General features: G+C 61.2%; 25 protein-coding genes and 1 pseudogene. 20 read left to right on the forward strand and 6 right to left on the reverse strand.

What is annotated here, in order from left to right; translation table 11 throughout:
* Nucleotides 1-102 precede the first annotated feature (102 nt).
* Nucleotides 103-1,830, reverse strand: coding sequence for a methyl-accepting chemotaxis protein (locus tag P3T17_RS09335; RefSeq protein ID WP_429406195.1), 1,728 nt, complete (start codon nt 1,828-1,830; stop codon nt 103-105).
* A 98-nt stretch (nt 1,831-1,928) separates the two neighbouring features.
* On the opposite strand from P3T17_RS09335, the gene P3T17_RS09340 reads away from it, so the two are divergent.
* The 12 genes and pseudogenes from P3T17_RS09340 to P3T17_RS09395 all read left to right on the forward strand — a co-directional run bounded on the left by P3T17_RS09340 (nt 1,929) and on the right by P3T17_RS09395 (nt 12,235).
* Nucleotides 1,929-2,450 carry a hypothetical protein gene (locus P3T17_RS09340; RefSeq protein WP_429406197.1) on the forward strand — a complete coding sequence of 174 codons (522 nt, stop codon included), beginning with the start codon at nt 1,929-1,931 and terminating at the stop codon, nt 2,448-2,450.
* Between the two features lie 45 nt (nt 2,451-2,495).
* On the forward strand, nt 2,496-3,128 hold the full coding sequence (locus P3T17_RS09345) for a response regulator (RefSeq protein WP_429287290.1): 633 nt from the start codon (nt 2,496-2,498) through the stop codon (nt 3,126-3,128).
* 702 nt (nt 3,129-3,830) lie between these two features.
* Nucleotides 3,831-4,508, forward strand: a pseudogene (locus P3T17_RS09350) (sensor histidine kinase); the annotation flags it as partial.
* 379 nt (nt 4,509-4,887) lie between these two features.
* The gene (locus P3T17_RS09355) at nt 4,888-5,232 is read left to right on the forward strand and encodes a hypothetical protein (RefSeq protein ID WP_074267096.1); all 345 of its coding nucleotides are present in this window, start codon (nt 4,888-4,890) and stop codon (nt 5,230-5,232) included.
* 251 nt (nt 5,233-5,483) lie between these two features.
* On the forward strand, nt 5,484-6,074 hold the full coding sequence (locus tag P3T17_RS09360) for a GNAT family N-acetyltransferase (protein WP_429406199.1): 591 nt from the start codon (nt 5,484-5,486) through the stop codon (nt 6,072-6,074).
* Nucleotides 6,075-6,206: 132 nt separating this feature from the next.
* Entirely contained in the window at nt 6,207-6,785 is a 579-nt protein-coding gene (locus P3T17_RS09365; protein WP_429406201.1) for an RNA polymerase sigma factor, read from the forward strand.
* An 11-nt stretch (nt 6,786-6,796) separates the two neighbouring features.
* The gene (locus P3T17_RS09370) at nt 6,797-7,126 is read left to right on the forward strand and encodes a hypothetical protein (protein WP_074267099.1); all 330 of its coding nucleotides are present in this window, start codon (nt 6,797-6,799) and stop codon (nt 7,124-7,126) included.
* Nucleotides 7,123-7,422 carry a 4Fe-4S dicluster domain-containing protein gene (locus P3T17_RS09375; RefSeq protein ID WP_429406203.1) on the forward strand — a complete coding sequence of 100 codons (300 nt, stop codon included), beginning with the start codon at nt 7,123-7,125 and terminating at the stop codon, nt 7,420-7,422. The genes P3T17_RS09370 and P3T17_RS09375 overlap by 4 nt, the downstream gene beginning before the upstream one ends.
* Nucleotides 7,423-7,515: 93 nt before the next feature.
* Nucleotides 7,516-8,232 carry a dienelactone hydrolase family protein gene (locus P3T17_RS09380; RefSeq protein ID WP_074267101.1) on the forward strand — a complete coding sequence of 239 codons (717 nt, stop codon included), beginning with the start codon at nt 7,516-7,518 and terminating at the stop codon, nt 8,230-8,232.
* 377 nt (nt 8,233-8,609) lie between these two features.
* The gene (gnd, locus tag P3T17_RS09385) at nt 8,610-9,653 is read left to right on the forward strand and encodes a phosphogluconate dehydrogenase (NAD(+)-dependent, decarboxylating) (RefSeq protein ID WP_074267102.1); all 1,044 of its coding nucleotides are present in this window, start codon (nt 8,610-8,612) and stop codon (nt 9,651-9,653) included.
* Nucleotides 9,654-9,771: 118 nt separating this feature from the next.
* Nucleotides 9,772-10,818: a phytoene/squalene synthase family protein gene (locus P3T17_RS09390; RefSeq protein WP_074267103.1), complete on the forward strand. Its 1,047-nt coding sequence runs from the start codon at nt 9,772-9,774 to the stop codon at nt 10,816-10,818.
* Between the two features lie 115 nt (nt 10,819-10,933).
* The gene (locus P3T17_RS09395) at nt 10,934-12,235 is read left to right on the forward strand and encodes a UDP-N-acetylglucosamine 1-carboxyvinyltransferase (RefSeq protein WP_074267104.1); all 1,302 of its coding nucleotides are present in this window, start codon (nt 10,934-10,936) and stop codon (nt 12,233-12,235) included.
* A gap of 76 nt (nt 12,236-12,311) precedes the next feature.
* On the opposite strand, the gene P3T17_RS09400 is transcribed toward P3T17_RS09395, so the two are convergent.
* The 3 genes from P3T17_RS09400 to P3T17_RS09410 all read right to left on the reverse strand — a co-directional run bounded on the left by P3T17_RS09400 (nt 12,312) and on the right by P3T17_RS09410 (nt 14,675).
* Complete coding sequence (locus tag P3T17_RS09400) at nt 12,312-12,866, reverse strand: hypothetical protein (protein ID WP_429406205.1); 555 nt, start codon at nt 12,864-12,866, stop codon at nt 12,312-12,314.
* 257 nt (nt 12,867-13,123) lie between these two features.
* Nucleotides 13,124-14,197 (reverse strand): asparaginase, encoded by a 1,074-nt coding sequence (locus tag P3T17_RS09405; protein WP_429406207.1) that lies wholly within the window; start codon nt 14,195-14,197, stop codon nt 13,124-13,126.
* A 220-nt stretch (nt 14,198-14,417) separates the two neighbouring features.
* Nucleotides 14,418-14,675: a hypothetical protein gene (locus tag P3T17_RS09410; protein WP_143787652.1), complete on the reverse strand. Its 258-nt coding sequence runs from the start codon at nt 14,673-14,675 to the stop codon at nt 14,418-14,420.
* Between the two features lie 254 nt (nt 14,676-14,929).
* Between P3T17_RS09410 and P3T17_RS09415 the strand changes: the two genes are divergently transcribed.
* From P3T17_RS09415 to P3T17_RS09435, 5 genes are all read left to right on the forward strand, one after another.
* Complete coding sequence (locus tag P3T17_RS09415; protein WP_074267108.1) at nt 14,930-15,748, forward strand: IclR family transcriptional regulator; 819 nt, start codon at nt 14,930-14,932, stop codon at nt 15,746-15,748.
* A gap of 97 nt (nt 15,749-15,845) precedes the next feature.
* Nucleotides 15,846-16,571: an ectoine/hydroxyectoine ABC transporter permease subunit EhuD gene (gene ehuD, locus P3T17_RS09420; RefSeq protein WP_429287282.1), complete on the forward strand. Its 726-nt coding sequence runs from the start codon at nt 15,846-15,848 to the stop codon at nt 16,569-16,571.
* Nucleotides 16,568-17,356, forward strand: coding sequence for an amino acid ABC transporter ATP-binding protein (locus P3T17_RS09425; RefSeq protein ID WP_429406208.1), 789 nt, complete (start codon nt 16,568-16,570; stop codon nt 17,354-17,356). Before ehuD ends, P3T17_RS09425 begins: the two co-directional genes overlap by 4 nt.
* 37 nt (nt 17,357-17,393) lie before the next feature.
* Nucleotides 17,394-18,251: a substrate-binding periplasmic protein gene (locus tag P3T17_RS09430; RefSeq protein ID WP_429406210.1), complete on the forward strand. Its 858-nt coding sequence runs from the start codon at nt 17,394-17,396 to the stop codon at nt 18,249-18,251.
* A gap of 146 nt (nt 18,252-18,397) precedes the next feature.
* A complete protein-coding gene (locus P3T17_RS09435; protein ID WP_302050863.1) occupies nt 18,398-18,520 on the forward strand; it encodes a hypothetical protein in 123 nt (40 codons plus the stop codon).
* Between the two features lie 105 nt (nt 18,521-18,625).
* On the opposite strand, the gene P3T17_RS09440 is transcribed toward P3T17_RS09435, so the two are convergent.
* Nucleotides 18,626-20,947: an FdhF/YdeP family oxidoreductase gene (locus tag P3T17_RS09440; RefSeq protein ID WP_429406212.1), complete on the reverse strand. Its 2,322-nt coding sequence runs from the start codon at nt 20,945-20,947 to the stop codon at nt 18,626-18,628.
* 172 nt (nt 20,948-21,119) lie between these two features.
* Between P3T17_RS09440 and P3T17_RS09445 the strand changes: the two genes are divergently transcribed.
* The 3 genes from P3T17_RS09445 (at nt 21,120) to P3T17_RS09455 (ending at nt 23,100) form a co-directional block, all read left to right on the forward strand.
* Nucleotides 21,120-22,535, forward strand: a complete 1,416-nt coding sequence (locus tag P3T17_RS09445; protein ID WP_429406214.1) for a PLP-dependent aminotransferase family protein — start codon at nt 21,120-21,122, stop codon at nt 22,533-22,535.
* Nucleotides 22,536-22,545: 10 nt separating this feature from the next.
* Nucleotides 22,546-22,812, forward strand: a complete 267-nt coding sequence (locus P3T17_RS09450; protein ID WP_429406216.1) for a helix-turn-helix domain-containing protein — start codon at nt 22,546-22,548, stop codon at nt 22,810-22,812.
* 153 nt (nt 22,813-22,965) lie between these two features.
* Complete coding sequence (locus P3T17_RS09455; protein WP_297351763.1) at nt 22,966-23,100, forward strand: hypothetical protein; 135 nt, start codon at nt 22,966-22,968, stop codon at nt 23,098-23,100.
* 53 nt (nt 23,101-23,153) lie between these two features.
* On the opposite strand, the gene P3T17_RS09460 is transcribed toward P3T17_RS09455, so the two are convergent.
* A complete protein-coding gene (locus P3T17_RS09460; protein ID WP_074267115.1) occupies nt 23,154-23,423 on the reverse strand; it encodes a hypothetical protein in 270 nt (89 codons plus the stop codon).
* Nucleotides 23,424-23,476 lie beyond the last annotated feature (53 nt).

Raw genomic sequence — 23,476 nt, forward strand, 5'->3', positions numbered from 1 at the left:
CCGGCACCCCACAGATGTTAAAAAAGCGGCGTCGTGCAACGCACGACGCCGCTAAAGGTTCTGGCGCTTTACGAGGGCTATACCAGAACCTGAGAGAACGGTTTAGAAGGTCGCCCAGTCCGCATCCGCCGTGGCGGCGCCTGCCGTGTCCGGGTGTTTGTCTGCAGTAGCGGGGCGATCATCTGCCAATCTTGCGGGCGTTGCCCGATGCCTGGTGACAACGCGTGAAGGCGCCGGGCGGGGCCTGGTTTGCGGAATCGTCCTGATCGGTGCGGACGTCCCGGTGTCGGTCAGCTTGAATGCCGAGACCGCATCCTTTAGCCTGTTAGCCTGCTCTTCGAGCGACTGGGCCGCCGCTGCCGCCTGTTCGACGAGCGCTGCATTCTGCTGGGTGACTTCGTCCATCTGGCCTACAGCCTGGTTCACCTGTTCGATACCGCGGCTTTGCTCTTCGGATGCGGCCGTGATCTCGCCGACAATGTCTGAAACCTGCTTGATCGCTTGCTTGACCTGTCCCATGGTCGTGCTGACTTCGGTCGCCTGCTTCGCGCCGTCCTGAATCATCGTGACGGATGAGCTGATCAGTTCCTTGATTTCCTTAGCTGCTGCGGCCGAGCGTTGAGCCAGACTACGCACTTCGCTGGCGACTACGGCAAAGCCCCGGCCCTGTTCGCCGGCGCGTGCAGCCTCGACGGCTGCGTTCAACGCCAGGATGTTGGTCTGGAATGCAATGCCTTCAATCACTCCGGTAATCTCGGAGATCTTGGTCGAACTGCTGCTGATCTGGCCGATGGTGCCGACCATTGTCTGCACAGAGTCGTTGCCGGTATCGGCCATGTCCGTGGCCCGGGTTGCCAGGGTGTTCGCCTGGCGTGCATTGTCCGCGTTCTGCTTTACCGTTTCGGTCAACTGCGTCATGCTCGCCGCCGTTTCTTCGAGCGACGCCGCCTGTTCTTCCGTGCGCGAAGAAAGATCGGTGTTGCCGCTCGCTATTTCTCGCGCCGCCACGCTGACCGATTCGGTGGACGTCTTGATTCCGCGTACGGTATTGCTAAGATTCCGGTCCATTTTGCCGAGCGCGTCGAGAAGCTCACCGAATTCGCCGCGTGAGTCGCTCTCGATGCGGTTGTCCAATTGCCCGTCGGCGATGTGGTTTGCTGCGTCGATCGCTTTTCGGAGAGGTCGCAAGATCACGCGCAACAGATAGACCGAGACGCCAATTGCAACGACGAGACCAATACCCACCAGGACGATGGCGATCGACAGCAATGTTCTATACAGCGACTCGCCGTCGTCGGAGTACTGCTTCGCTTCCTCTACGTTGATCTGCGAGTCATCCCTGAGCAGGCCGGCGACCGCATCGGCCGCGTCGGCGCTCCGGTTGATCACGTCGCCGGCGGCATCGAAGTTGCCTGCCTTGAAATCCGAAAGGGCTTCGTTGGTCTGCGCCTGCAAGTCCTTCAGGCCACTCGCGATCTGGTCTGCAACCGCACGTTCCTTGTCGCCGGATACGCCTGCCGGATAGTATGAGGACCACTGCTTGTCGATAATGGCCAGATCGGCCTCGACGCTCGTGGCGTTTTTCGCTACATTTTCAGGCGACCTGGCCACCTGCATGCGCCGAAGCTTGGCGCGGATATCCAGCTCCGCGGCGCGCACATCCGAAAGCTGGGCGATCGGGAGCACGGCGGTGGAGAAGGTATCACTCATGTTCGAGTTCAATCTGGCCAGTCCGTTTGCGCCGGACAAGCCGACCGCGATATTCACGGCGACGCATGCGCCAAGCGACACGATGATCTTGAACCTGATGGTGTGGACGAACTTGTTCACTTCATTTCCTGTAAGAAATCACTTCGAATTCCGCAGCGTTTCATTCGACATCAAGGCGTCTGCTGATCCAGCAAGTCTCTACAGGTATACGGTTTCAAATGATCGAAGCTAAAGGGCTTTTCGCGTCAGGCGTTGCTGGAATTCTTGTAGGGATTTTCCGCCTAAGGATTTCCTTACCTTCGGTTCAGCGTCCCCGTCGCGCAATTTCCACGCTTCCTGACTGCGCCGGTCGGGCGCACCGCCTAGTATCAGTTATCGAAAACCAATCAGTGGTGGCGACCATGATTTCTCGCCTGTCCGAACGTGAAAATGCGATTGAGCATATCAACGCGATTTGCCTGCGCCTGTTTGATATCTGGTGCCAGCGTCGAAGCACGACCGCGCTGACTTATCTGCTGCACTGCTGGCCGCTCATGGATAGCCGGCCTGCGACAGTCCGGCGTCTCCACAAGACGCTATCGGAACTGCGCAGGACGCACCTTGAAACGATCGACGCCGAGACCGAGCAGGCGCTGTTCGAACTGGCAGACTGGACAGACGAAATTCTGCAGGACGCACCATTGCCGGATCGCAGCCCGCCAATGGCTAACAGGGAACTCGTGCACGCAATCTCGGGTTAAGGTCAAGCTGACCGGACATATTCCGCCGGCTGGCGGATCAAATTGATGATAAAAATATTGATTGCGGATGACCACGCGATTGTGCGCGGGGGATTGAAACAGATTATCGCTACCACCGACGATATCGTCGTGACCGGAGAGGCGGCGCAAGGCTCTGAAGTGGTCGACAAGCTGCGTATCTGCGAAGTAGACCTGCTGCTGCTGGATATGACGATGCCTGGCATCAGCGGCGTCGATCTGATCCGGCGGGTGCGCGTCGAGCAACCTGCGTTGCCGGTGCTGGTGCTGAGCATCCACAACGAGGCGCAGGTCGTATCGCGTGCTCTGCGTGCCGGTGCGACGGGCTATGTGACGAAAGACAGCGACCCCGATGTGCTGCTGGCCGCGATTCGCAAGCTGGCTGCGGGTGGTCGTTTTATCGACCCGAAGCTGGTCGACGCGATCATCTTCGAGACGCACTCGGGCGACGCGCCGCCGCATGAGGTTCTGTCCGACCGCGAATTTCAGGTGCTGCAGATGCTGGCCGCAGGCACAAGCATCAACGAGATTGCCGAGACCCTCGCGCTGAGCGCGAAAACCATCAGCACGCACAAGATGCGGCTCATGCAAAAGCTCGGTCTCGCCAACAATGCGGAATTGATTCTTTATACGGTCAGACACGGACTCGCTGCTGAATAAGCGGGTTCGCGCGTAGCGCGCGGCACGGGGTGTGCGTTTCGTGGAGCCGGTGCTCAAGGGTAGCAATGCGCCCTAAGCCGGCACCTCCGCCATATCCCGGTGTTTCTCGCGAAGAATGGTCAAGCAACAGAATTCAATCGGGCCACCTCCACTGGCCGTGAAGGGCCGGGCATGAAACGGCTCGTGGATATCCCACAGTACCGACTGGTCGAGCGCTTGCGTCGCAGCGTTGCGCTGAGGCTGTATGTCGTCGCCTTCGCGTTTGGCTGCATCGTGACCGTGAGTTCGACTGCGCCACAGTTGTATCGTGATCACCGCACTGGCGTCGAGTTCGCGCGCGCGGCGGCGAAACTCTTCGCGATCCAGGGTGCCGGCATCTTTTCGGTGGCGTTGCTGGTGGCCTGCGCGGCGGATCGACTTATCGTGCGGCATCTGCGCGTAATTGCGCTAGCGGCCCGCAGCGGAGACTATCGCGAAGCGCCACGCCCGCGCCCGCTCGCGCTTGCACGCCGCCGCACCACGACGCTCGACGAACTCGACCGTGTCGTGTTGGCCCTCAACGCATTGAGCACGCACCTGTATTGCTCGCATCTGATCCGCGATGAACTCGAGGCGCGCGTAGCTCAACTCGCCACACAACTTGCTCGGGCAAAGGATGATCTGAACGCACAGACGGATGAGCGCGTGCGTACCAGGGCGAATCAACAGGAACTGCTCGAGTCGCGTGAGAAATTACGTGAGTTCGGTGCGTACATGGAAGCGACGCGCGAAGACGAGAGAAAACGCATTGCCCTGGAAATCCACGACGAGTTGGGGCAACTGCTGACGGCGCTAAAGATGGACGTGTCGTTGCTGAAGATGCGTTTGAGCGCACCGGATCTGCTCGAGAAAGTGGCCGACATGCACGTGCTCGTCGACCGGACGATCTGGATGGTGCGCAACGTCGCCAATCATTTGCGCCCTGCCGCACTCAATTTCGGTCTTGCCTCGGCACTCGAATGGCTTGCCGAAGATTTCGCGCGGCGCAACACGATACCGTGTCTGTTTCGTATGAACGGCAGCGAGCCGGTGCTTCCCGAAGCGCATGCAACCGCAGTGTTTCGCGTCGTTCAGGAATCGCTCACTAACGTGGGCCGCCATGCCCGGGCTTCGCACGTCCATGTCACGCTCACGCGCACCGAACGTGGCTTCGATCTGCACGTCAACGATGACGGCTGCGGATTCGAGCCGGAGACGGCGCGCAACGGCTATTCGTATGGACTTTTGAGCATGAGCGAACGTGCCCGTCTGATTGGGGCTTCATTGCGGATCGACAGCGCGCCGGGTGCGGGCACCACGGTGTCGGTGAACGTTCCACTCCACGTTGGAAGGCTCACGTGACCGGCAGAATATCAAATACGCATATTGTTAAATCGGAGTAGGCATTTCCTGATTTGCAGTAAGGATATCCCGAATCATATTTCCGCTTATATGAGGATTTCCCAATTTAACTCGTAAAATTCGCCATATTGCATATTATTGGCTTAAGAGTTGTACTGGTTCGTCGTAAACATGATCGTGGAGTCAGGGCCTGCCAGAGGGCTTGGCATATGGGATCGACCGGGTAGGGCCATTTTGCATTGCAGCCTTCCGATAGGCAATTGGGATATGCGGTAAAAAATACCGAAATCATTGATTCGATTATGTAACAGTTGAATCGATTTTGCCGGTGAACGTATGTTTTATAGAAACAGTTTCATCTTGATGGGGAATCAGCAGCATGCAAGACAGACGAGAGATCGATCCAGCTTCGCCCGGAGATAACGGGCTGGTCGAGCCCACGCAGGGGCAGCAAGGCGACGACGAGTTGATTGATCTGCTTGCCACCTTGTCCAAAACCAACGGCAACGCGGTGATCCAGCAAGGCGCACGGATTGCGGTGATCGGCGAATTGCTGGCGGCGTTGCTGAGTCATCTGCCCCAAACGATGCGTAACGAAGTCGACAAGTCATTCCGTGACAGGGTCGAATTCCTGTTGTCGCTGGCCGACGATAGCCGTTTGCCGGAACAGTATCAGTCGGCGCTGCTTACAGAAGTCAATCGCTACCTGTATGCAAGTAAATAGCGTGCAGCGTCCTGCTGTATGGCTTTCTCATCTCCCGTCTAATTGACACTCCCCCCGAAGCTTCTGCGTGCGCGTTAGGCGATATGGCACGGCGCTCCGCCGCGCAAAGCTTCCGTGGAGTGTGCCGACTGAAGACTCGAAGATTCCGTGTTTCCCTCGACGAATGGAGCGACACCGCGCGCAAGTGCAAGTTTGCCGATCCGTTTCCAGAGTGGTGACACTGAAGAGGAACAGATTGATATCCTGTGCGGATGACCACACCCTTTCCCAATCTGCACCTCCCTGCGACGGCGCGCCTCCAGCTCCGTCCGCTCGACGTTTCCGACACGCAGCGCATCTTTGAAATCTGGTCCGATCCGGAAGTGATGCGCTTCTACGACGTGGCGCCGCTGACCCGCTTCGAACAGGCCGAGCACGTGGTGGCGAGGCTCATGCAGGACACGGCTGAACAAACGGGCATCCGCTGGGCGATCGTGTCCACGAACGGCGGATGCGTCATCGGGACCTGCGGATTCCGGCTCAACTTCGCGTTCCGATCGGCAAGTCTCGGCTTCGAACTGGAGCGCCGGTACTGGCGTCAGGGCTTGATGCGCGAAGCGCTCGATGCCGCAATCACCTACGCCTACGATCAGCTCGCGATGAACCGCATCCAGGCGACAACGGACCTGGATAATCACGCGTCAGCGGGGCTGCTGGCAAGCCTCGGGTTTGTCGAAGAAGGCGTAATGCGGCAATGGGGCTACTGGAAAGACGCGTTTCACGACGTGCGTCTGCTGTCGCTGATCAAGTCGGATCGTCGCGAGTGCTGCCAGCCGGCGCAGACCTCTACCAACGGCGGGTGACCGGCTGACCGCTCAGCCGCCTGAGCGGACCGGCACCTAGGCTTGCGGGACTTATCAACCCCGGCTCGCGCCAGAAAACGCATTATTTTCTGCCCGCCACAATATCCCCGCTCCCCAGTCGTCTACAGACGTATGGAAACGCCGCCGCCCCCGGACCCGATGCTCGAACGAGACAACGACCTCACTGCAACCATTTTGCGTGAGCGTACGCGGCTTGGGCATTTCATCCGGCGCCGGGTGCGTGATCCGAGCGACGCGGAAGACATCTTGCAGGATGTCTTTCATGAGTTCGTGCAGGCCTACCGGCTACCCGCGCCGATCGAACAGGCCAGCGCCTGGCTGTTCCGCGTGGCGCGCAACCGCATCATCGACGTGTTTCGCAAGAGGCGGGAACTGCCGTTGGTCGAAGCCGCCACAGAGCCGGATGACGAAAGCGAATACCGGCTCGACCTTGCGCTGCCGTCACAGGATGCCGGCCCGGAGGCGGCCTATGCGCGGTCGGTGCTGCTCGATGCGCTACAAGCCGCGCTCGACGAACTGCCGGCCAATCAGTGCGACGTTTTTGTCGCGCACGAGCTCGAAGGGCGCAGCTTCAAGGAACTGGCTGGCGAGAGCGGCGTCAGCGTGAACACGCTGCTCGCACGCAAGCGTTATGCGGTGCTGCATCTGCGTGCCAGCCTGCAAGCCGTGTATGACGAACTGGAAATTTAAAGGAGCAGGTGATGAGATTCAAAGTGAGATGCTTCGGCAAAGCACTGCTGGCCCTGGTGGCGATCGCGGTGCTTGGATGGATCGTGATGTCGCTATGGAATTGGGTGATCCCGGCGATATTCGTCGGCGGCCGTTCGATTGATTTTCTGCACGCGATAGGTTTGCTGGTGCTGAGCCGCATCCTGTTCGGCGGGTTCCGCGGCCGTGGCGGCTGGCACGGCGGTGGACGCGGACATTGGCGCCGCTGGGAGCGCATGACGCCGGAGGAACGCGAGAATTTCCTCAAGGGCTTCTCGCCCCGGGACCGCAGGGCGCAGTCGCAGGAGGACAACCCATCGTGAGCAAGACATCGACAACTGCCGCCTGCAAGCAGGCACCGGGCGTGATTGCGCCGGTGGTCGACTTCAGGCGTTGCGAAGGGAAGGGCGATTGCGCGGTGGTTTGCCCTGAGAACGTGTTCGAGATTCGTAAGATCGACGCTGAAGATTACAATCAGTTAGGTATGTTGAATAAATTCAAGCTGCGGGTGCACGGTCTGAAGGTCGCTTATACGCCGAATGCGGATGCATGCCGTTCCTGCGGGTTGTGCGTGACGGCTTGCCCGGAGCGGGCTATTACGTTGGCACGGGTGAAGTGACGTGAATTGTGACATTCGCAACCTGCACCGCCCGCCAGCGTCCCCGCACGACAAACGCTATGCTATGCGTTTCGCCCAACCGAGGACCGCTCGATGACACATTCACCAGGATCCATGATTACCTTCCGCCGTCCCGATGGAAAGGATGTTGAAGGTTATCTCGCCAAGCCGCAGAACCCCGTAGGCGCTCCCGCCATTGTTGTGATTCAGGAATGGTGGGGCTTGAACGACCAGATTCGCGGCGTGGCCGACCGCCTTGCGCAAGCCGGCTATCTGGCGCTCGTTCCCGATCTCTACCGCGGCAAGATGACGGTCGAGAAGGAAGAAGCGCACCATTTGATGAGCGGCCTCGACTTCGGCGACGCCGCTTCCCAGGATATTCGCGGCGCCGTTGAATACCTGAAGCAACACGCGGACCGTGTGGCCGTCACCGGCTTTTGCATGGGCGGCGCGCTGACGCTGCTGGCGCTCGGCCAGATTCCCGAATTGTCCGCCGGGGTGGTATGGTACGGCTGCCCGCCGCTCGACTACATCCAGGCTGACAACATCAAGGTGCCGGTGCAAGCGCACTGGGCTACGCAAGACGCGTTTTTCCCGCCCGATGCGGTCGAGGCGGTCGAAGCCAAGCTGCGCAACGCGAAAGTCGATCTCGAGTCGTACCATTACCAGGCCCACCACGCGTTCGCCAACGAGACGGCGGTCGGACCCGGCCGTATCGCGGAGACCCAGTACGATCCGGTCTGGGCTCAACTGGCCTGGGACCGCGCTCTGACTTTCTTTGGCCGCACGCTATGGCCGCAGAAGGCTTAAGCTAGTCCAACTTTCGGCGGCGGCGAGCCGCATCATTCTTCAGCACGCTCGCCGCAGCATTGAACGCCTTCCGTCCTCCCCCTGTCTCACTGTTGCGCTGACCCGCAATCCGGCGCATTGCGTCTCCTTGGCGCATCGGCATCCCCGGCAAGAACTGCGGCGCGCCAGACTTCTGCCGGGAATCGTTCGGAAAAAGATTCCCTGCAAAAGCGGCAAGTGACGACTAACGTACTACGGTACGACCGCGCAGAATCCCCGTTTTCGCATGTGAGCTTCGTTGCTTCGTAACGCAGCGCGTACAGCGGCGGTTCTGCTTCACAACTGCTTGAACGACCGCGGCAGCAGCCAGCGCGGTATCGCAACGTAAGGAGTGAGAGATGCAGCTAGGCATGATTGGATTGGGGCGCATGGGCGCCGACATGGTGCGGCGTCTGACCGCCGGTGGTCAGACCTGCGTGGTCTACGACGTAGCGCCGGCGGCGGTGGAGAAACTCAAGCAGAGTGGCAGCGGCATCGAGGGAGCCTCGTCCCTCGAAGATCTGGTCAAGCAACTGGCGAAGCCACGCGCCGTCTGGTTGATGGTGCCGGCCGCGGTGGTCGATTCGACGCTGGCGAAACTGACGCCCTTGCTCGAGCCGGGCGACATCGTGATCGACGGCGGCAACTCGTTCTATCACGACGACATTCGCCGCGGCAACGAACTCGGTAGCAAGAAGCTTCACTACGTGGACGTCGGAACGAGCGGCGGCGTGTTCGGCCGCGAGCGCGGCTATTGCCTGATGATCGGTGGCGAGACGCCGATCGTGGAACATCTCGCGCCGATTTTCTCGACGCTGGCGCCGGGACCGGGCGCGGCCGTCCCGACACCGGGACGTCCCAAGGACGCGGGTACGGCGGATCAGGGCTATCTGCATTGCGGGCCGCAAGGCGCCGGCCACTTCGTCAAGATGGTTCACAACGGCATCGAATACGGGATCATGGCAGCTTACGCGGAGGGCTTGAACATCCTCCACAACGCCAACGCCGGCAAAAAGACTGCGGAAATCGATGCGGAAACCTCGCCGCTGCACGGCCCGGAGTTCTATCAGTACGACCTGAATTTGCCGGAAATCACGGAGGTCTGGCGCCGCGGCAGCGTGATCGGCTCATGGTTGCTCGATCTGACCGCTGCATCGCTGGTCGGCGACGCAGGCCTTGAACAGTACTCTGGGCGCGTGTCGGACTCGGGCGAGGGGCGTTGGACCGTTAACGCGGCGATCGACGAAGGCGTACCGGTGCCCGTGCTGAGCGCGGCCCTGTTCGCCCGCTTCAGTTCGCGCGGCGAGGCGGATTTCGCTAACCGCGTGCTGTCGGCAATGCGGCACGATTTCGGCGGCCATATGGAAAAGGCGGCCGCCAAGACCGGCAAGCCGATCGCATAAGAAACCGGCGCCCGCCGCGAGGCCAGCAGGTCCGCGCGGCGGCGCCGACGGGTAGGTCGCGTTTTGCAGGATACAATTCGGCAGCGCCCAAATTGTCCCAAACCGACCTAATCCATTCATGCTGAATCCTACCCGGACCTATCTCCTGGGTCCGCTGCTAAAGGGCGTTTCTCGCTCCTTTTACCTCACGCTGCGTATCTTGCCTGCTGGAATGCGCGACCCAATCGGCCTCGCGTATCTGCTCGCGCGCGCCGCCGATACGATCGCGGACACCTCGCTGATTCCGCCGGAACAACGTCTGGAACTGCTGCTGTCGCTGCGTGCTCAGGTCAACGGCGCGGCTGACGAAGGCACGTTTTTGCAGCGGATGTCCGTCGAAGTGGCGGGCCAGCAGACGCAATCGGATGAGAAGGTGTTGCTCGAATCGCTCGGACCGGCGCTCGCCATTCTGTCGCAGTTGAACGAGTCGGATCGCGCGGCCGTACGCGAGATTGTCTCGACGCTAACGGAAGGCATGGAGTTCGACCTGCGCACGTTCCCGGACGAGCGTTCCGGCCAGATTGTCGCGCTTGAGCATGTCTCGGAGCTGGATCGTTACACCTATCTGGTCGCGGGCTGCGTGGGCGAGTTCTGGACCCGGATGACATACGCGCACCTGCCGGGGACGCTTAAAGCCGAGCCCGAAACGATGCTCGCACGTGGAGTCCGGTTTGGCAAAGCGCTGCAGATGACCAACGTGCTGCGCGATTGCGGCAAGGATCTGCGGATCGGCCGCTGCTACCTTCCCACCGAAATGCTGGATCGCTTCGGCCTCGCGCCGCAGGACCTGCTGGAGCCCGGCAACTCGGTCCGCGCGCAACCGTTGCTATTCGAACTCGTGCGGATGTCGTTGGCACACTTCCGCGAGGCCGTCGACTACACGCTGGCGATCCCGCGCCTGTCCATTCGCTTGCGCCTGGCGTGTCTGTGGCCGGTGCTGATCGGTCTGGAGACGTTGCTCCTGCTGGTTCAAAACGAGGCGTGGCTCGATCCGGCGAAGGTCTCCAAGATCCAGCGCAGCAAGGTGTATGAGGTGATCGGATATTCGACGGCGCTAGCGGCCTCGAATAGCGCGCTGCGCCGCTGGACTGGGAGCCTGATTGAGCGGATCGAGGCGCGCCTGTAAAGCTGACAAGGCCAAACCGGCCTTTGCAGAAAATCACGTTTTCCGGTCAAGCGTGCGCGCTCGCGCGGTGGCATGATATCGACCTCACGTCCCCTTCCATACGCCTGCGCCGAACATGTCGAACCTGATCGTTCATGGCGGTCTCCCGCTCCGCGGCGAGATCGAGCCATCCGCCAACAAAAATGCCGTCCTGCCGATCCTCTGCGCCACGCTGCTGACCAATCAGCCCTTGCGTCTGATCGGCGTCCCCGAGATTACCGACGTCAAGAAGATCCTCGAGATTTTCCGCACGCTCGGCAGCGAAGTGTCGATGGATTTCCAGACCGGCATTCTCGAGCTGCATCATCACGCCACCACGTTCGATCCTGTTACGCACAAGCTGCCGGAGGAGATGCGTTCGTCGATCATGCTCGTGCCGCCCTTGCTGGCCCGTTTCGGCGTGGCGCGTCTCGAGAACGACGTGAAGGGTTGTACGCTCGGCGTGCGCGAGATCGATCCGCACGTTGAGGTGTTCGAGCGCTTCGGCGCGCGGGTGACACGAACGGCCGAGTCGCTGATCGTGCGTGCCGACTCGCAGATGAGCGCGAATCACCACTGGCTGGATTACGCGTCGGTCACCACCACCGAGAACTTCGTGCTGTGCGCTGCGTCGGCAAGCGGCACGTCGACGCTCGTGAATGCCGCGTCCGAGCCGCACGTGCAGGAGTTTTGCCGTTTCCTCGCGATGCTGGGCGTCGAGATTGACGGCATCGGCACATCGCGCCTGAGCGTTTCGGGCGGCGGCAAACTCGGCGGCGGCGAATTCCGCTTTAGCGAGGATTTCCACGAAATTGCCACGTTTCTGGCACTGGGCGCGATCACCGGCGGCGACATCGTAGTCAGGAATACCGCGCCTGAGCAGTTTCCGCTGATCGACCGGACGTTCGCCAAGTTCGGCGTCGACGTAGTGCATCGTGACGGCTGGTCGCGTGCATTCCGCGAGGGTCCGTTGCGGGTGCGTCGGCCTTTCACACAGAACATTCTCACCAAGGTCGAAGCGGCGCCCTGGCCTTATCTGCCCGTGGATCTGCTGCCCATTTTCATCGCGCTCGGCGTCAAGGCCGAAGGCAGTGCGATGTTCTGGAACAAGGTCTATGACGGCGCAATGGGCTGGTCCGTCGAGCTTTCCAAGTTCGGCGCTCACGTGTTCCTGTCCGACCCGCACCGCCTCATCACGTTTGGTGGCCTGCCGTTGACGCCGGCCAGGGTCGAAAGTCCGTACATCATTCGTGTCGCCATCGCACTGTTGATGGTCGCGGCGAGTATCGAGGGGCGCTCGGAAATCATGAACGCGTTGCCGATTCGGCGCGCGCATCCGCACTTCGTGGAAAACCTGCGCTCGGTAGGCGCAAACGTGGAATGGACCAGCAGCGAGTAAGTACGCCGCTACTGTGCTGAGGGCCACTGGCCGACAATCACCGCCGCGTATCGTCACGCCCGGCTCGGCGCCGATTTCACTGTACGGCGTAGCCCTTTCCCTGCATACAACCGGCGTAGGCGCGCCAGTAGCGCGTCATTGGCGGCTCGGGCGGTGGCATTGGCGGCGGTTTAACCTCCGCCGCGGTTTGCGGGTCGCTGGCACCGCCTAATTGCGGGACGCCGTTCTTGTCGGTTTTCGGCATCGGTTCGCTCGCCTGCGCCGTGGTGGCCGGCATACCGCTGGCCGGCATCGCAGTGGCCGGCATGCCGGTAGCCGGCGAAGCGCCTGTGGTTGTCGCACTGGCCGACGCGAGGGATGTTCCGCTAGCAGGCAGCGGCGGTTGCGATACCACGCCGCCTCCGCCTATTCCGGGGGCGCCGGACGCGAGCTTGGGCGGCATTGCAGATTGCGCTTGCCGCGTGATGTTGACGTTGGTTTGACGGCTGGCCATGCCGTAGCACGTGGCGGCGTCGGCGTTCTGCTGCCAGGGGCTCTGGCTGCGAATCGGATAAACCACCGGCTGCCACGCCGAGGCGGCACCGCTCAGCGTGAGCAGCGTCAGGCCCATGATGGGTAGGGTGATTTTCATCGCGGAGCCTCCTGGTGCGGTCTCGCTGCAATCCGTGTCTGGATCCACTGCCCCAAGTGGCGTGCTGCGACGTGGACCCATCCCCCTATGCGGCTCGCGCTCGACCGGCGATAGATTTCAATCGAGCGTAACACCGTGCTCTGACGGCACGCGCTGCGAAATATCGGCTCTGTCGGCCATTCTGAAGCTCAATTAGGGCAGGGTGATCCCTCGCGCGGGTAGGGTTCATTGGGACGGCACGGCTGGCCGTTCAGCCCTTATTGCTTCGCGCCAACCGGTTCGAGCGCGACCGATAGCGCGAGGCGCCCGGTTTCCACGCCCATCGTATTGCGCATGGGCGGCGCACGGAACGATTCGAGCTGGGCGCGCTGCGCAGCTGTGCCGATGTCGAGTTGCGTCAGCAACTGTGCCACCACGGCGTAAAGCACAGTCGTATTCCCGTCTTCGACTTTGACGGCAATTCCCAATGCGCCCTTGGCGCCAAGCCGCGCCGTCTGCTCGTTCGGCCGCACGCCGATGGCGTAGCTTGCCTCGGCGCCGAGCTTGCCGACCAGCGTCCCATCGAAGCTGCGCATCAGCGCGGTACAGAAACGTCCTTCGCCCGCGACCATTTCCGGGTACCGGGTCATCGCGCGGTAGATGCGCGCAAGCGCCGCGCTGCGCGCAGATGCTTCAGACGATTGAGCCGCCGCGTCGGCGAGCTTTGCGTAAAGCCGTGCGAGACGCTCGAGCGGGAAAGCGGGCGTGGGCAGATTGCAGCCGTCGACAGCCCACTGGACCGCCTCGTCGGGCAGATCGCAGACATCGGCGACGGTGTGCTTCACGCGAAGCTGCAGCGGATGATCGGCCTTGTGATAGTCCTGCACGTCCGCGCCGATCGCCTGCGCGCCCGCGAGCATGCCGGCGTGCTTGCCGGAGCAGTTGCTGCATACCGCACCCGGCGTGAAATCGCGCTTGATCCACGACCGGTAAACGGCGTCGGATATAGGCGGATGGCCGCCGCAACGCAGGTCGGCTTCGCTCGCATTGGCTTTCGCAATCATCTGCCGTGCGCGTTCAATATGCCGGTCCTCGCTATTGTGCGAGCCGCACATCAGCGCGAGGTCGGCCTCTTCGAAGCCGAAGCGTTCGAGCGCGCCGGTTTCGAGTACCGCCAACGCCTGCGCGGGCTTGGCTGCGGAACGCGCCAGCGTCATGCGCGAAGGGTCGCCAAATCCGTAGAGCAGACCGCCCTGCGCATCGACCACTGCCACATGTGCAACATGCGTGTTTTCGATCGCGTCGCCACGATAAGTCGTAGCCGCAACCGGCCCATTTACGCGCCCAGTCATTGATGTGCTCCTGATAATCATCGGAATGCTGTCGATTTTACTTTTTATATTGCGCAGACCAAACCGGACCGCGGCTTGAGGCGGAAATTCGCTATGTCATTAGCATGTCAGCAAATGGACGTAACAATGCCGGCGTGGCGTTGCAGTCTTCGTGGATACCCGACAATGGCGCGCGGATCGTACGATCAATCCGGGGTGACTTGCCGCAGATGTAGATGGCCTAGTCCGACAGGCCGGCAAGAATGCGGTCGATTTCGCCGAATTGTGCCGGCGACAATTGATGATTCTCCATGACGCTGCGCAGGCGCTTGCGCCAGTAAGCGCGCGGCAACCCGGACTGGTCGAGGTCGGACGCCGACAAGCGCCCAAGCACGAGTTTGATATGCGCGAGTTCGCTGTGGACGAGTTTCGCGGAGTGTGCGCCTGACATTTTCGACTGCCCGTCGATGCACAAGCCTTCTTCAGAGACTATTCCCATGGTCCTTGCCGCCGAGCTGTGTGACGCCGCGCAAAAAATCCCCGGAACGCGGCGCCTCTCGAATTCGGCCTCCTGTCGCTATTTTTGTGGCGAGGCGAGCCGCGAATCCGGAGCGCCAGATGCTGACCGATTAATCGTTCGGCACTACCGAACCACGTTCGGCAATAAGTTCATCTTAATTTCCGATTTAGTGACTGTCAATATGAGATGTGGGATGCTACCGGGTAGCTTCATCAACGGAATCAAAACAGAAAATGACAGATGCAGTTCAAACTGCTGAGGACCGATACGCGCTACGCAGTGTCAATCGCGCGCTCGATGTCCTGGAGGCCTTGGGGAAGGCTGCCAGCGAAGGTATGACAGTCGCTGGGGTCGCCGAACAGATCGGGGTGTCGAAGAGTACGGCGTTCGCGCTGCTGCAGACGCTCCTGATGCGCAATTTCGTGACCGACGTCCGCCTCGGGGGCTCGCGCCGCTACCGGTTGGGGCTTTCGCTCGTCTATCTCGGCGATCGCGCGGCGGAAGATATCGGCGTGTCGCAACTGGCCATGCCGGTGCTGCGTGAGCTCACCGAACTGACGGGACTGACGTCACGCCTCGCGATCCTCGATCAGGGCTACGCGGTCGCGATCAACCGCGTCGACGCGCCCGGTATTCTGCGGATCGCGTCGGCGCTTGGGCAACGCGAATTGCCGCATTGCTCGGCGCTTGGCAAATCGCTGATGGCCCTGCTGCCGCCGGCAAGGGTGGTCAAACTGCTGGCGCAAACCGGCATGCCGCGCCGCACCGAGTACACCCTCGTGACACCCGCCGAACTGATGAGCGACCTGATGCTGGTCGCCGAGCGCGGCTATGCCTTCGATAACGAAGAGGACAACATTGGTGTGGTGTGCATCGGCGCGGCCATTACCAATCGCGAAGGCGAGGGCGTCGCCGCGATCAGCGTGACCACGCTGAAAAGCGGTTTGAGCGATGAGGACCTGCATGAGTTGGGTCGGACGATCCGCAGGCATGCAGACCGCGTAAGCAAGATGCTGGGTGCCGAGGTGGATCCGGAAGTCTACGCGGTGTAAATAACCAGGCCACGACATCGAGCGTATTGCCCGGAGCGCGACACCGCAATCAGGGTGGGAGGGTTGCGCGCGTCAGGCTTCGGCACGAAGGAACCTCATGCTGACAGAATTTCTTGCCCTGTTCGACTTGCACGGCGTGGGCGACTACCTGCCCGCGTTGCTAAAAGGCGCCGCCACCAGTCTGGCGCTGACTGTTTGCATCACGTTGATCAGCTTGCCACTCGGACTGCTGATCGCACTCGCCAAACTTGGCCGCTCGCGGCTGCTGCGGTGGTGTGCTTCGATCTATATCGAAGTGATTCGCGGAACGCCCGCGCTGCTGCAACTTTTCTATATCTACTTCGTTCTGCCGTCGTTCGGTATTCGCTTCGATCCGTTCGTGGCCGGAGTCATCGGGCTGTCGATCAACTATTCGGCTTATCTGGCCGAGGTGTATCGCGCCGGCATCGCTGCGGTTCCGCGCGGCCAGATCGAAGCCGCCAAAGCGCTCGGCATGTCGCGCCGCAAGATGCTGCGTCTGATCGTGCTACCTCAGGCCATCCGCGTGGTGATTCCGCCGCTCGGCAACTACGGCATTTCGCTGTTCAAGGACACCTCGCTGGTATCGATTGTCACCGTCAAGGAATTGATCTTTACGGGGCAAATCATTTCGTCGACGAATTTCCAGTACGCCACGGTGTTCACCATCATTGGCGCGATTTATCTGGCGTTCTCTTACCCCAGCGCGCTGGCGGTGCGCTGGCTCGAACGGCGCATGAATGTCGGTAACAAGGCGAAGCCCATAGATCATGGCGCTCCTGATGCCACGGTGGGTACGCCATGATCCGTCTTGACGGTGTGAACAAGCGCTTCGGCGACCACCATGCGCTGAAGGACGTATCGCTTAGCGTCGCGAAGGGTGAGGTGCTGTGTGTCGTCGGACCGTCGGGGTCGGGCAAGTCGACGATGCTCCGCTGCATCAACCATCTGGAAACCGTCGACAGCGGCACGATCTATTTCGATGAAGCACCCGCTTACCAAGGCCTCAGTAACGGCCGCCGTCGTGCCGATAGCGACAGGGAGGTTGAAGCGATTCGGGCCAAGGTCGGCATGGTGTTTCAATCGTTCAATCTGTTCTCGCATCTGAGCGTGATCGAAAATATTACGGTTGCGCCCGTTCATGTACTGGGTCGTTCGTTATCCGATGCAACGCAAGCCGCGTATGCGCTGCTGGACAAGGTCGGCCTGCGCGCGAAAGCGAACGACTATCCGCACGAGTTGAGCGGTGGCCAGCAGCAACGCGTGGCGATTGCGCGTGCGCTCGCCATGCAGCCTGAAGTCATGCTGTTCGATGAGGTCACGTCCGCTCTCGATCCCGAACTGGTGGGGGAGGTCTTGCGCGTGATGCGCACGCTTGCCGACGAAGGCATGACGATGGTCGTTGTCACTCATGAAATGGGATTCGCGCGTGAGGTAGCCGACCGGATCGTCTTCATGGCCGATGGACGGATCGTTGAAGAGGGGCACCCTGCGGCGTTCTTTGCGGCGCCTCAGCAAGCACGCACCCGGGATTTTCTGCGTTCGTTGTGGGAACGGAACCGGCAGCTCGGCGGAACAGCCAGCCTGTAGCACTCCAAACTTAAGACCAACGATTCAGGAGTTTTCCATGAGAGTGGCGACGCTGATGCTTGCATCGATAGTGACAGGCTTGCTGTCCGTCTCTACAGTCTGGGCCGCCGACGAAGCCGCGACCAGCAGCGCGCGTTTCGACGGCGGCGACGGCTCTTACCGGCGTGCCGTCGAGAATGGCATTACCCTGGTTATTGCAGCCGACCCCCCGTCGACGTTCCAGGACAACAAGACCAATAGCTTCGACGGTGCGGACGTGCGCATCTTCCGCGAAATCACCAAACGCCTCGGGATCACCAAGGTGAACTGGGATATCGTGCCCTTCGACGCGCTGATTCCCACCTTGCTGTCCGGGCGGGGCGATGTGATCGTCGATAACCTGCATGAGACGGAAGCGCGGTTGCGCGTCGTGGCGTTCACGAGTCCGGCCTACTGGTACGGCTCGGGCATCGCAGTCGCGCGCGGCAATCCCCTGAAGATCCACAATTGGGCCGACTTCGCAGGCCATACTGTGGGCACGCTGCGCGGCGGCATCAACCACGAACTGCTCAGCCAGCGTACCGATCTGAAGGAAATGAAACTGTATGCGAGCAACGAGGCGGAATTCGCTGACCTGATGGCGGGACGCATCGACGTGGCGATGGAAGATGGCATCAAGATCTCACAGTTCCTTGAGGCGCATCCCACCGTCGCGATGGAGATGGTGCACGACTACCAGCCGCGTCCCAAGGAATATGGCTACGCTCGTTACACGCTGCGCAAGAACGATGTAGATCTGAACAATGCGGTCTCGCGTGCGCTCGATGAAATCCGTGCAGACGGCACGCTGGGAACGATCATCAGACAGTTCGGCTATAGCGACCGCAATCTCTGGTACTTCCCGGTCAAGAACTGAACCGCAAGGGGGCGGCAATCCGCCGCCGCCCGCAAAAAACCGGCTGTCCCGAACCAGGACGTACAATCACGCCTTCGCAAAACGTCCAGCTCTCGCCGGGCGCCGCGCGGCGTATGCCGTTCCTTGAATTGAAACCAGAAATATTCGTGACTTCTTCCTCAAACTCCTCGTTGTCCCGCTCGCGTAAATCGCTGACCATCATCCAGACGCTCGTCATCGTCGGCACGGCTGGACTGATCGGCTCCTTGCTGGTCAAACTGCTGGTCTAGTTTTGCCAAAGCACGAAGTGAAAAGGCAAAAGGCCGTTCCGACTCATATCGGAACGGCCTTTTCTTTTGCTTCAACCGGGAATCAGGCGGCGTTCGATCTCAGGCTCAGGCGGCCACCGCTTCCAGCTCTTCCACTGATGCCGTGAGCAGCACCGGGATTGATTTCGACGTCGGCGTACCAGCGCCGTCTGCGACCGACGAAAGCGGCACCAGCGGATTCGTCTCCGGATAGTAGGCTCCGAGGCAGCCACGCGGGATGTCGTACTCGACGAGCAAAAAGCTGTTCGCCCGGCGCTCGATGCCGTCGTCCCACACGCTCGTAATGTCCACGCGCTGGCCGGACACGAAGCCGAGCATCGCGAGGTCGTCCTTGTTGGCGAACAGCACGCGCCGCTGGCCGTAAACACCGCGATAGCGGTCGTCCAGACCGTAGATCGTGGTGTTGTACTGGTCGTGGGAACGGGTGGTCATCAGCGTCATCAGGCGCTCGCCATGGCGGCTGCGGGCGCGGTGAATCGGCGTGTCGAAGGCAATCGCGTGCACGAGGAACTGCGCCTTCATGCTGGGCGTGTTCCAGATCCGGTCGCGCGAGGCAACCCCGAGGTGGAAGCCACCAGGATGCTTGAGCCGCTCGTTGTAATTCTCAAAGCCGTCGAACACTTTTTCGATGCCATCGCGGATCAGCGCGTAGTCATTCATTTGCGCCAGCCAGTCGACCTTGCTGCTGCCGAGCGTCGCGTCCGCCATGCGCGCCACGATGGCGATTTCCGACAGCAGATTCGGCGAAGCCGGCTTGTTCATGCCGTACGAGATGTGCACCATGCTGAACGAATCTTCGACGCTCACGCCTTGTGCCACGCCGTTCTGCATGTCGATCTCGGTGCGGCCGAGCGTCGGCAGGATCAGCGCTTCGCGGCCGTGCACGAGGTGGCTGCGGTTCAGCTTGGTGGTGATATGCACGGTCAGGTCGCACGAACGCATGGCTTCCCACGTGCGCGGCGTATCCGGCGTCGCAATCGAGAAATTGCCGCCCAAGCCGATAAACACCTTCACCTTGCCGTCGAGCATTGCCTGAATCGAATTCACGACGTCGAGGCCGTGTTCGCGCGGCGGCTCGAAGTCATAGACCTTGCCGAGGCGGTCGAGGAACGCCTGGGTCGGACGCTCTTCAATCCCCACCGTGCGGTCGCCCTGAACGTTCGAGTGACCGCGCACCGGGCACAGACCGGCCCCGCGCTTGCCGATCATGCCGCGCATCATCATCAGGTTCGACAGGAGCTGAATTGTCGGTACCGAATTCTTGTGCTGCGTAAGGCCCATGCCCCACGTGGAGATGACCGCTTTGCCCTTGACGTAGATGTCGGCGAGCTTGAGCACGTCCTCCATCGGCACGCCCGATTCGGCGACGATGGCGCCCCAGTCTTCCGCGCGCAGATCGTCGGCGAAGGCGTCGAAACCTACCGTATGTTCGGCGATAAACTCCACGTCCAGCACGCGTTCGCCGCCGCTCGCGAGCGCCGCGTCGTCCAGCTCGATCACGCGCTTGGCGACGCCCTTGATCAGCGCGAAGTCGCCGCCCACCTTCGGGCGAATGAACACCGAACTGATCTTGGTGCTGCCCATGGTCAGCATTTCGACCGGATGCTGCGGGCTGGCGAAGCGCTCGAGGCCGCGTTCCTTGATCGGGTTGATCGACACGATCGTCGCGCCGCGCTTTGCGCACTCGCGCAGTTCGCCGAGCATCCGCGGATGGTTGGTGGCCGGGTTCTGGCCGAAGATCAGCAGCGTGTCGCTGTGCTCCAGGTCGTCCATCGTGACCGTGCCCTTGCCGACGCCCACCGTGCCCGGCAAACCGCGGCTGGTGGCCTCGTGGCACATGTTCGAGCAGTCGGGGAAGTTGTTGGTGCCGTACATGCGCACGAACAACTGGTACAGAAAGGCGGCTTCGTTGCTGGCGCGCCCCGAGGTGTAGAAGGCGGCGCGGTCGGGATCGTCGAGCGCTTTCAGATGACGCGCGATCAGTTCGAACGCCGCATCCCATTCGATCGGCACATAGCGGTCGAGCAAGGCGTCGTAGACCATCGGGTCGGTCAGGCGGCCGTGTTGTTCGAGTTCGTAGTCCGACTGTGCCATCAGTTCTTCGATGGTGTGCTGCTCGAAGAACGCCGGTGTCACGCGCTTGCTGGTGGCCTCGGCGGCCACCGCCTTGACGCCGTTTTCGCAGAATTCGAAGGTGGAGGCATGTTCGCGGTCCGGCCACGCGCAGCCCGGGCAATCGAAGCCATTTGGCTGGTTCTGCTTGAACAGGGTCTTGTAGTTGACGCCAGCGACCCTTTCCTTGATGAGATTGATGGCGACGTACTTCAGGGCGCCCCAGCCGGCGGCGGGGTGGGTGTACGGTTCGATGCGCGCTTCGGGTTTTTTCATGACCTTGCTGCCGGTGAACAGGCGGATTTGCCGATAAACCGAAGCCTACTGTGTTCCGAAAAGTTGGCGGAACACAGAAAACGGGAAATGGGAGGGATACAGTTTTCGGCGATTTGGCATAAACTGCGGTCATTTCCTTTGCCACGCGCCGCCCGCCCGGCCGCCTCGTCCCTTGAAGCTCTACGAAAAACTCGCCGATGAAATCGGTGCGGCCGTACGCCGCGGCGTGTTCGCCGCCGGCGAGCGGATCCCGTCCGTGCGCCAGGCGAGCCAGCAGCACGGCGTCAGCATCAAGACCGTGCTGCACGCCTACGCGTTGCTGGAAGGCCGCGGCCTGATCGAGACGCGCCCGCAGTCGGGCTACTTCGTGCGTGAGCTGGCAGCCCCGCCGCAGACCGTGCGCGATCACGCGGCGACACCGCCCGCGCCCGCCTCGGAGGTCGACGTGAGCCGGCTGGTGCTGTCGACCTTGCGCAGCATCCGTGCTCACGACGCTGTACCGCTCGGCTCGCCGTATCCTGATCCCACGCTGTTCCCCTGGCGGCGCATCAACCAGTACGCCAACGCGATTGCCCGGCGTCACGCGAGCTGGAACCTGATCGACGACCTGCCGCCCGGCAATCCCGAACTGATCCGCCAGATTGCGCGGCGCTACGCGGAAAACGGCGTGCCGGTGGATCCGAACGAGATCATCGTCACGCTCGGCGCGACCGAGGCGATCAATCTGAGCCTGCAGGCGGTGGCGAAGCCGGGCGATACGGTGGTTGTCGAGTCGCCGACTTACTACGCGATGCTGCACGCCATCGAGCGTCTCGGCATGCGCGCCATTGCGGTGACGACGCATCCAACCGACGGGATCGACGTCGAGGTGCTGGCCGGCCTTATCGACAAGCAGAAAATCGCGGCATGCATGGTGATGCCGAATTTCCAGAATCCGCTCGGTTTTCAGATGCCGGATGAACGGAAGAAGCAGCTCCTCGACCTGCTCACGCAACACGATATCCCGGTGATCGAGAACGACGTCTATCAGGAGCTCTACTTCGGCGACGCGCGGCCTTCCACGCTCAAGCAGTACGACACCAAGGGACTGGTGTTGCACTGTGCTTCGTTTTCGAAGAGCCTGACTGCGTCGTACCGGATCGGCTGGGCGATGCCGGGCCGTTACCGTGCGCAAGTGGAAAAGCTCAAATTCCTGAACACGTTGACGACGCCGTCGGTGCCGCAGGTGGCCGTGGCCGACTATTTGCGGCAGGATGGATACGACCGCCATTTGCGCCACGTGCGCAAGTTCTACCATCAGCAGGCTCGCTTGATGAGCGCGATGGTGCTGCGTTTCTTTCCGTCCGGTACGCGCGTTTCCGCGCCGCAGGGCGGCTACGTGCTGTGGGTGGAAATGCCGGAACGCGTCGATTCGATGCGGCTCTACCGGACCGCGCTTGCGCGCGGCATCACGGTCGGGCCAGGCTACATGTTTTCGACCCGCAACGATTTTCGCCACTTTATCCGGCTGAATTACAGCTATCCCTGGACTGCGCAGACGGAAGCGGCGCTCAGGACGCTGGGCGGCCTTGTTACAGAGATGGCCTGAGGGGGCTCCGATGAACGACGAAGTTGATCCGATGCTGGTAGCAATATTGATGCAGCTGTGGCGCGCGGAGCACGAGACGCCCGGCCGCGACTGGTCGCTGGCGAAGCTCTCGAAGCAGGCAGGTGTGCCGATGAGTACGCTGCGGCGTCACCTGACGGCGCTGGCCGACGGAGGCATCGCCGAGACGACTTTGAACGAGGAAGGCACCGGCACCGCGCGATTGAGCGACGCGGGGCGGAGTTTGTGCGCTGATCTGTTCCGCGATCCGGCAGAGTGAGCGAACTGGCGTGCCGGCAGCGAGCTTTCAGGCAAGCGTGATATTCTGCAACTGGTTGTGTAGCTAATCATATGGGGGTCGTAAGCGCGTTCCCTACGCCCTCATGATTAAACACGACAGAAACCAGAGCTCCGCCGTTGCGGCTATTTCATCATGAAGCGAATTGCAGCCTTTACTCTTGCCACCTGGTCCGCCGCGGCCATTCTTTACTTTGGCCAGCACTCTGTCGCGCTGATTGCGCTAAGCGGAGTGGTCGTGCTGGGCGGTTTCGACCTGCTGCGTCCTTAGCACGGCGGGCACTCCGCACGCGTACGGGCCGTCACTTACCGCTCATTCGCCCTTCACTCGCCGCCACGCAATTTGACGGCGATTTCGTGCCACTCGCGCACTCCGTCTTGCAGCTCGCTGCATAGTTGCGCGTCAACTTCGCCCAGTCGCTTCCATAGCTCGTTCAACTGCTTTTCCCGCAACTGGAATACCGCCGCAGCGGCCATTTTCCTGCTACCCCGCAAGCGTTTTTCGGCATCGAGGCATTCCAGGTAGAGTCGCGCCACTTCTGGATCTGCCAGATCGACCGGGCGCAGTTCGACACTGCTCAAGCGTACGTTCATGATTCCCTCTGATATTTTTTATCGCCGCAACTGACCAGCGAGAGGCTGGGTGA

The sequence above is a fragment of the Paraburkholderia sp. GAS82 genome (assembly GCF_050436285.1).
Classification (GTDB): Bacteria; Pseudomonadota; Gammaproteobacteria; order Burkholderiales; family Burkholderiaceae; genus Paraburkholderia; species Paraburkholderia phenazinium_B.

Coding starts and splice junctions, on each gene's coding strand:
- P3T17_RS09340 (WP_429406197.1), top strand. CDS start 1,929: ATGATCGAAGCTAAAGGGCTTTTCGCGTCAGGCGTTGCTGGAATTCTT.
- P3T17_RS09345 (WP_429287290.1), top strand. CDS start 2,496: ATGATAAAAATATTGATTGCGGATGACCACGCGATTGTGCGCGGGGGA.
- P3T17_RS09355 (WP_074267096.1), top strand. CDS start 4,888: ATGCAAGACAGACGAGAGATCGATCCAGCTTCGCCCGGAGATAACGGG.
- P3T17_RS09360 (WP_429406199.1), top strand. CDS start 5,484: ATGACCACACCCTTTCCCAATCTGCACCTCCCTGCGACGGCGCGCCTC.
- P3T17_RS09365 (WP_429406201.1), top strand. CDS start 6,207: ATGGAAACGCCGCCGCCCCCGGACCCGATGCTCGAACGAGACAACGAC.
- P3T17_RS09370 (WP_074267099.1), top strand. CDS start 6,797: ATGAGATTCAAAGTGAGATGCTTCGGCAAAGCACTGCTGGCCCTGGTG.
- P3T17_RS09380 (WP_074267101.1), top strand. CDS start 7,516: ATGACACATTCACCAGGATCCATGATTACCTTCCGCCGTCCCGATGGA.
- gnd (WP_074267102.1), top strand. CDS start 8,610: ATGCAGCTAGGCATGATTGGATTGGGGCGCATGGGCGCCGACATGGTG.
- P3T17_RS09390 (WP_074267103.1), top strand. CDS start 9,772: ATGCTGAATCCTACCCGGACCTATCTCCTGGGTCCGCTGCTAAAGGGC.
- P3T17_RS09395 (WP_074267104.1), top strand. CDS start 10,934: ATGTCGAACCTGATCGTTCATGGCGGTCTCCCGCTCCGCGGCGAGATC.
- P3T17_RS09400 (WP_429406205.1), bottom strand. CDS start 12,866: ATGAAAATCACCCTACCCATCATGGGCCTGACGCTGCTCACGCTGAGC.
- P3T17_RS09405 (WP_429406207.1), bottom strand. CDS start 14,197: ATGACTGGGCGCGTAAATGGGCCGGTTGCGGCTACGACTTATCGTGGC.
- P3T17_RS09410 (WP_143787652.1), bottom strand. CDS start 14,675: ATGGGAATAGTCTCTGAAGAAGGCTTGTGCATCGACGGGCAGTCGAAA.
- P3T17_RS09415 (WP_074267108.1), top strand. CDS start 14,930: ATGACAGATGCAGTTCAAACTGCTGAGGACCGATACGCGCTACGCAGT.
- ehuD (WP_429287282.1), top strand. CDS start 15,846: ATGCTGACAGAATTTCTTGCCCTGTTCGACTTGCACGGCGTGGGCGAC.
- P3T17_RS09425 (WP_429406208.1), top strand. CDS start 16,568: ATGATCCGTCTTGACGGTGTGAACAAGCGCTTCGGCGACCACCATGCG.
- P3T17_RS09430 (WP_429406210.1), top strand. CDS start 17,394: ATGAGAGTGGCGACGCTGATGCTTGCATCGATAGTGACAGGCTTGCTG.
- P3T17_RS09440 (WP_429406212.1), bottom strand. CDS start 20,947: ATGAAAAAACCCGAAGCGCGCATCGAACCGTACACCCACCCCGCCGCC.
- P3T17_RS09450 (WP_429406216.1), top strand. CDS start 22,546: ATGAACGACGAAGTTGATCCGATGCTGGTAGCAATATTGATGCAGCTG.
- P3T17_RS09455 (WP_297351763.1), top strand. CDS start 22,966: ATGAAGCGAATTGCAGCCTTTACTCTTGCCACCTGGTCCGCCGCGGCC.
- P3T17_RS09460 (WP_074267115.1), bottom strand. CDS start 23,423: ATGAACGTACGCTTGAGCAGTGTCGAACTGCGCCCGGTCGATCTGGCA.